Source organism: Streptomyces sp. SPB074, from assembly GCF_000154905.1.
Lineage (GTDB): Bacteria > Actinomycetota > Actinomycetes > Streptomycetales > Streptomycetaceae > Streptomyces.
The window spans coordinates 1,953,160-1,960,074 of record NZ_GG770539.1 but is presented as its reverse complement, the minus strand read 5'-3'; the positions used below and the strand labels follow the sequence as shown (position 1 = coordinate 1,960,074).

At 75.5% G+C, this 6,915-nt stretch carries 4 protein-coding genes; all 4 read left to right on the top strand.

Going from position 1 to position 6,915, the window contains the following annotated elements; translation table 11 throughout:
* The first annotated feature begins 438 nt into the window (after nucleotides 1–438).
* Complete coding sequence (locus tag SSBG_RS07815; protein ID WP_037869200.1) at nucleotides 439–1,686, top strand: FxsB family cyclophane-forming radical SAM/SPASM peptide maturase; 1,248 nt, start codon at nucleotides 439–441, stop codon at nucleotides 1,684–1,686.
* Nucleotides 1,683–3,203 (top strand): aKG-HExxH-type peptide beta-hydroxylase, encoded by a 1,521-nt coding sequence (locus tag SSBG_RS07810; RefSeq protein ID WP_078491245.1) that lies wholly within the window; start codon nucleotides 1,683–1,685, stop codon nucleotides 3,201–3,203. Before SSBG_RS07815 ends, SSBG_RS07810 begins: the two co-directional genes overlap by 4 nt.
* A gap of 123 nt (nucleotides 3,204–3,326) precedes the next feature.
* Nucleotides 3,327–6,332, top strand: a complete 3,006-nt coding sequence (fxsT, locus tag SSBG_RS07805; RefSeq protein ID WP_037869198.1) for an FxSxx-COOH system tetratricopeptide repeat protein — start codon at nucleotides 3,327–3,329, stop codon at nucleotides 6,330–6,332.
* Nucleotides 6,333–6,532: 200 nt separating this feature from the next.
* Nucleotides 6,533–6,915, top strand: a 383-nt coding sequence (locus tag SSBG_RS07800; RefSeq protein WP_078491244.1) for a CU044_2847 family protein, incomplete at its 3' end; no start/stop codon positions are given.

Here is a 6,915-nt window from a genome sequence, read left to right as displayed (position 1 = left end):
GCGCCCGGGTCCGGGACAGCGCGTCCCACTCCGCACCGAGCGCACCGACGAGGGGGAACCCATGACGCAGGACACCAGCGGAGCGGCCGGCCAGGCCGAGGCGCTCCCCTGTACCTCACCGCCCTCGACCTGCGCGCCCTGCGCGCCCTCGACCACCCCGTTTTGAGCGAGGTCCTCGACGGGCTCAGGGAACGGGCGGGCAGCTCCAGCGAGATGCTGTGGGGGTTCAACAACGCTATGTGAAAGGCGGGTTGGCCTCCGAGGAGGGGCGCGGGGGCGGGGAGCCCCGCTCCCGCCCCCGCCCGTCCTCCCGGTTTCGGACGGCCGGGGCGGCGAACCGGACATCGGGCCCGCAGGAGGTTTCGCCCCTTACCGCGAGCGGGAGACCCACCACACGGGGCAGGGGACCGCCCACCGACCGGACCGGGGGAGCGAGCAGTGCGAGCGACGACTCCCCCCGCGCCGGGCCCCGGGCAGCGGGACGAGGCCGGGGGAGCGGGTGAAGCCCCGTACCCCTTCCGGCAGTTCATCCTCAAGACGCACAGCAGGTGCAATCTCGCCTGCCGTTACTGCTACCTCTACGAGGGCCCCGACACGAGCTGGCGGTCCCGCCCGGCCACCGCCTCGCCCGAGGTCCGCGCCCGTACCGCGCGCCGCATCGGGGAGCACGCGGCGGCGCACGCGCTGCCCGCCGTCTCGCTCGTCCTGCACGGCGGGGAGCCCCTGCTCGGCGGCGCGGGACCGCTCGTCGCGCTCGCGGAACAGGTCCGCGCCGCCCTCCCCGCCGGGTGCGCGGCGCACGTCACCGTGCAGACCAACGGCACCCTCCTCACCGAGGCCGCCGTACGGACCCTCGGCGCGGCCGGAATCCGCGTCGGGCTGAGCCTCGACGGCGGCCTGCCCGCCCACAACCGGCAGCGCGTCGACCACGCCGGACGCCCCTCCTTCCGCGCCGCGCGCCGCGCCGCCCGGCTGCTCGCCGCCCACCCCGGTACCTACGCGGGCATCCTCACCGTGATCGACCCGCGCACCGGCCCCGTCGAGCTGTACACCTCCCTGCTCGCCCTGGAACCGCCCGCGCTCGACCTGCTCCTCCCGCACGGCAACTGGTCCGCCCCACCGCCCGGCATCGACGCCGCGCGCGGCACGGACGGCGGCCCGACCCCGTACGCCGACTGGCTGTGCGCCGTCTTCGACGCCTGGTGGTCGGCGCCGCGCCGCACGACCCGCGTCCGGCTCTTCGAGGAGTGCCTCGCCCTCCTGCTCGGCCGCCCCGCCGCGACCGAGTCCCTCGGCCTGGACCCCTTCACCGCCGTCGTGGTCGAGACGGACGGCGCCATCGAGCAGGTCGACTCCCTCAAGTCCGCCTACGAGGGCGCCGCCGCCACCGGGCTCGACGTCTTCGCCCACTCCTTCGACGCCGCGCTCGCCCACCCCGGAGTCCGCGCCCGCCAGTCCGGCGCCGCCGCGCTCGCCGCCGAGTGCCGCGCCTGCCCGCTGCTCACCGTCTGCGGCGGCGGCCACTACGCGCACCGCTACCGCGAGGGCGGCGGCTTCGCCCACCCCTCCGTCTACTGCGCCGACCTGAAGAGGTTCATCCGCCACGTGGCGGTCGCCCTGGACCGGGCGGCGCGGGGAGCGCCCGGCGAGCCGCGGCCGGCACCCGTCCCAGGAGTCCGCCGATGACGCGCGCCGTCCCGCCGTCCACCCCTGCGTCCGTCCCGCCGTCCGTCCGGCCGTCCGGCCCGTCCGTCCTCCCGTCCGCCGTCCCGCCCGCCGTGCTGAGCGAACTCGCCAGGACCAAGGGCGGTGAGGCGAGCCTCGACCACCTCGTCCACGACCAGGCCAACCGCCGGCTCCTCCTGCTGCGCGCCCTCCTCGACACCGTCACCGACGCCGCCCCGGCCCGCACCACCCCGGCCGAACGCCGCCGCGCCGCCGGGGACTGGGCGCTCCTGGAGGCCGCCGAGGCCACCGGCCCCGAGGCCGCCGCCCGCGTCCGCGCCCTGCTCCTGCACCCCCTCACCGGCCCCTGGGCCCGCCAGACCCTCGCCGCCGTCACCGCCCGCGAACCCGTCCCCGGCGACCGCGAACGGGGCCTCGCGCACTTCGGCGCCCTCGCCTTCGCCGCCGCCGTCACCGCCGGGCTCCCGGCCACCGCCGAACTGACCGCCCACGACGGCGCCCTCACCCTCCCGGGAACCGGCACCCTGCGCGTGAGCGGCGGCGGACCGGTGCGCGTCACCGCCGCCCACACCGAGGGCGCGATACGCCTCACCCCCCGGGGCGGAGCACCCGTCACCGTCTTCACCCGCCCCGGCCACAGCTCCTGGTCCGCCGACGCCGCCTGGCTCGCCCCGCACGCCCTGCCCCCGCTCGTCCCCGGCGCCCGCCCGGTCCCGCTGGACGACGCGGGGCCCTACCGCGCCGCCCCCGGCGTGCGCCACCACTCCCTCAGCGAGCCCGTGACGCTGGACGACGCGAGCCGCAAGCCCTGGTACGAGAGCTGGGCGGGCACCGCGCCGCTCCTCGCCCTCGGCGGGGCCCACCGGCTCACCGAGGCCGCGAAGCTCCTGCACTCCCTCGTCCCGCTGCGCACCCCGGCCCGCCGCGCCCCCGAGGACGCGGGCGGCAGTTGCAGCGCCACCCGCAAGGACGCCTTCGGCGTGGTCCTCGCGAGCGTCCCGCCGGGCCCCGTGGCCTTCGCCGCCCTCCTCGTCCACGAACTCGGCCACGCCAAGCTCTCCGCGCTCGGCGAGCTGACCCACCTGCACGAGGCGGACCCCGCCGCCGTCTACTTCGCGCCCTGGCGCCCCGACCCGCGCCCCTTCGACGGCCTCCTCCAGGGCATCTACAGCCATCTCGCCCTCGCCCACTGGTGGCAGGCGTACGCGCTGCGCGGCCCCGAGGGGCCCGGGCGCGAGCACGCCTGGGCGGAGCACGCCCGCTGCCACGAGATGGTGGCCGCCGCGCTGCCCCCGCTCGTCGGCTCCGAGGTGCTCACCCCCGAGGGCCGCGCCTTCGCCGACGGGATGGTCGCCACGCACATCGAGCTGTCCCGCACCGAGCCGCCCGCCGGACACCTCGCGCGGGCCCGCGCCTACGTCGACACCAAGCGCGCGGCGTGGCGCAGGGAGCGGGAGCGGAGGGCGGTTCACACGACCGGGCGAACCGCGCAGAAAGGTGGTCGCGAAGACTCCTGACGACTCGTGAAAAAGCTTCTCCACACGATACGTTGAGTGGAATCGAACCCCCTGCGGTGTGATCATCGCGGGGATGCGAAGGGCCCGGCGCCGCATGGCCGGGACGCGGCGGGAGGGTGTCGTATGACAACGGGGACAGGCACGAGCGGCGGTGCGGGCAGGGCCCTGGCCACGGAGCCGATCACCATCAGCTTCGCCGGCTTCAACCGCGCCTGGGCGGCCTGGATCGGTCACCGCCTCGACCTGCGCGGATACCAGGTGTCCTTCCAGCGCTGGGACCCTCCCGTCACCGAGAGCCTGGAGACGAGCTTCGCCGACCTGGCGCTCGCCCCCGGCAAGATCCTGCTGATCCTCAGCGACTGGTACTTCCGGCTCGGCCCCCGCACCGTGGGCGAGTGGAACGCCGCGCTGCGCGGGGTCGTCCCGCCGCACCGCGCGCGCTTCGCCGCGGTGAGCGTCGCGAGCGGCGCCCTGCCCACCGCCACCACGGTGCTCGCCCCCGCCGAGCTGACCGGCATCGGGGAACGCGAGGCCGAGCGGCGCGTCCTGCTCGCCCTCGGACTGCCCACCGACCGCCTCCCGGCCCGTGTCAACGCGGCCCCGGGACCGCGCTTCCCCCTCGACACCCCCGAGGTCTGGGGCGCGGTCCCGCGCCGCAACACCCGCTTCACCGGCCGAGAGTCGCTGCTCAACGAGGCGTACCACTACCTCTCGGAGGCGGGGGAGGGCGCGGGCGTCCTCACCCTCAACGGCATGTCCGGCGTCGGCAAGACGCAACTCGCCGCCGAGTACGTCTACCGCTTCGGCTCCGAGTACGACGTCGTGTGGTGGATCAGCGCGGAGAACCGCGGCACCTACCGGCGCGGCCTCGCCGAGCTGTCCACCGCGCTCGGCCTGCGCACGGGCGACGAGTACGGCGAGCGGCTGCGCGCGGCCCTCGACGCGCTGCGGCGCGGCGAACCGTACGCCAAGTGGCTCATCGTCGTGGACGGCGCCGACGAGCCCGAGGAGGTCTGGGACCTGCTCCCGACCGGGCCCGGGCACGTCCTGATCAGCTCCCGCAACACCGACTGGAGCCAGCACAACAGCCGGCTGCTCGACGTACCGGTCTACGCGCGCGACGAGTCCGTGGCCTTCGTCCGCCGCCGGGCCCCGCGCCTGGACGAGGCGGAGGCCGACCGGCTCGCCGAGGCCCTCGGCGACATGCCGCTCGTCCTGGACCAGGCGGCCGGCTGGCTCAACGACTCGGACATCTCCATCGAGCAGTACATCGAACTCCTGGAGGAGGGCGGGGACACGAGCGTCGTCAAGATCTCCGCCGACTTCCCCGCGGCCTTCCAGACCGCGTGGAGCATCCTGCTCAACCGGCTGCGGGACACCGTGCCCGAGTCCATCGACCTGCTGCGCCTGTGCACGTACTTCGCCCCGGGGCTCATCCCCGTCTGGTTCCTGCGGGACCTGCCCGCGAAGGGCGTGCCGGAACAGCTCGTCGGCCTGCTCAACGACCCGCTCCGCTGGAACAGGGCCGTCAACCAGCTGCGCCAGTACTCCGTCGTCCGCCTGGAGTCCCACGAAGGGGCCACCGAGGACGCCCAGTCCGGAGAATCCCTCTACCTGCACCGAATGGTCCATCAAATCGTGCACAGCGACATCTCCGCGGAGGAGGGCGTCGGCCTCGCCGACACGGTGCGGCGCGCCCTCGCCCTCGCCGACCCCGGCCGCCCCACCGACACCCGCAACTGGCCCCGATACGCCGAGATCGTCCCGCACCTCAAGTACGCCGACGTCCTGCACAGCACCGACGCCGACGTCCAGCGCCTCGTCCTCAACTGCCTGCGCTACATGTACCTCTCGGGCGAGTACGACGCCGGGCGGACCTTCGGGCAGCGCGCCCTGGAGACCTGGCGCGAGGTCCTGGGCGCGGAGCACCCCCGGGTCTGGGACGTCACCCACCACTACGCCAACGTGCTGCGCACCCTCGGCGAGTACGGCCCCACCGAGCGGATCGAGCGCCCCGCCGTCGAGCACCTGCGCCGCACCAAGGGCACCGACGACCTCGACTACCTGCGCGCCGTCGGCGGGCTCGCCGCCGACCTGCGCGGCCTCGCCCGCTTCGACGAGGCGAGGGAGCTGTCCGAGTGGCTCGCGGACGCCTACCGCGAACTCGTCGGCGCCGAGGACTCCCGCTACCTCAGCGCCCGGAACAACGTCGCCGCCTCGCTGCGGCTCCTCGGCGACTACGAGGGCGCCCTCGCCATCGACCGCGAGATCCTGGAGGACCGCCGCAGGCTCCTCGCCAGGCGGCACCCCTGGACCCTCTTCTCCGAGATCTCCTACGCGACCGACCTGCGCCTGCTCGGCCGCAACGAGGACGCCTGCTCCAACCTGGAGATGAGCGTCCGCGAGAACCAGCTCGTGATGGGCTCCGACCACCCGCAGACCCTGCGCGCCGAGTTCGGTCTCGCCATGGGCCGCTACCGCATGGGCCACCGGCAGGAGGCCGGGGTCGCGCTCGCCTCCGTCGTGGAGCGCTGCGAACGCGTCATCGGCGGCCGGCACCCCACCACGCTCCTCTTCCTCGCCAGCCTCAGCTCCTACCTGCGCGAGCACGGCGACATCGACGAGGCGCGCAGGACCGGCGAGCGCGTGGAGTCCTCCTACCGCAGGACCCTCGGCGACGCGCACCCCTACACGGCGGGCGTGCGCGGCAACCTCGCCCTCGTCCTGCGCAACCTGGGCGAGCGGGAGCAGGCCCTGGAGATGAGCGAGGACGCGCTGCTCGTGATGGAGCGCGCCGTCGGCGCCTGGCATCCCTGGTACCTCGGCTGCGCCGTCAACACCGCCGCCGTCCGCAACGCGCTCGGCGACGTGGAGGGCGCGGAGGGGCTGAGCGCGGCGACCGCGGTGCAGGCCACCGAGTCCCTCGGGCGGACGCACCCGCTCACCCTCAGCGCCCGGATCGCGCACGCCGCCGACCTGCGCGCCCAGCGCAAGCGCGAGGCCGCGGACAAGGAGGAGTCGGCGGCGCTGGACGACCTCGTCCAGACGCTCGGCGCCCAGCACGTCCACACCGTCTCGGCCCGCTCCCGGCAGCGCCCCTTCTGGGACTTCGAGCCGCAGACGACCTGACGGGACGGGGCGCGGGTCCCGGGGCGCGCGGAAGGCCCCGGGACGGGCAGGAGGCAGCCGGGACGGGCGCGGCGGGTCCGGGGCCGGGGAACGTCGTCCCCCGGCCGCACCCGGTCTTCCTCGCGTCCGGCCCCGAAAGCAACTCCCCGGCGCGATAATCGGGTTGAGGCGCGAGGGGCACGCCGGACGAGGGGGAGGGCATGGCGGGAACGACCGGACGGGAGAGCACGCCGGACGAGGGCGTCCCGATCTTCGTGGACACCGGGGTGCCCGCGCCGCGCGAGGGCGACTCCCTGTGGGACGACGTCCGCGCGCGGGGCAACGGCGCGGAACGCGTCGGCGCCGTCGTCCGCGACTCCTACGGCGACGCGCTCGCGCTCGCCGAGCGCTGCGCCCGCCAGGCCGCCGCCCGCTTCAACGCGCTCGGCCGCGCGGTGCGCCCCGAGGAGGTCGAGCTCCAGCTCGCCATCCGCGTCGAGGCCGGGGGCACGATCGGCCTCGCCAAGTCCAGCGCGGAGGCCCAGCTCCAGCTCACCTTCCGCTGGGCGCCCGGCCGCACCGCCCCCGCGCTCACCGGCACCGA

Coding starts and splice junctions, on each gene's coding strand:
- SSBG_RS07810 (WP_078491245.1), top strand. CDS start 1,683: ATGACGCGCGCCGTCCCGCCGTCCACCCCTGCGTCCGTCCCGCCGTCC.
- fxsT (WP_037869198.1), top strand. CDS start 3,327: ATGACAACGGGGACAGGCACGAGCGGCGGTGCGGGCAGGGCCCTGGCC.